Annotated in this window: 1 pseudogene; it reads left to right on the top strand. The window is 64.6% G+C overall.

Features of this window, described 5'->3' with window-relative positions:
* A pseudogene (locus tag E4K09_RS18140) lies at positions 1–223 on the top strand (sugar ABC transporter ATP-binding protein); the annotation flags it as partial.

Here is a 223-nt window from a genome sequence, read left to right as displayed (position 1 = left end):
GGCGGAAAGCCTTTTCACCATCATCCGCAAGCTGCGCGAGCATGGTGTGGCCGTGCTCTACATCTCCCATCGGCTCAACGAGGTGAAGGCCATTTCGGACCGAGTCACGGTCCTGCGCGACGGCCGCCATATCGCGACACGCGACACCGAGGGCCTCGAGCCGCTCGAGATGGCGCGCCTCATGGTGGGTCGCGACATGTCGAAGCTCTACCCGGACAAGCCG

This window comes from Microvirga pakistanensis, assembly GCF_004458765.1.
Classification (GTDB): domain Bacteria; phylum Pseudomonadota; class Alphaproteobacteria; order Rhizobiales; family Beijerinckiaceae; genus Microvirga; species Microvirga pakistanensis.
The sequence above is the reverse complement of the archived record's forward strand: the minus strand, read 5'-3'. Positions and strand labels throughout refer to the sequence as shown.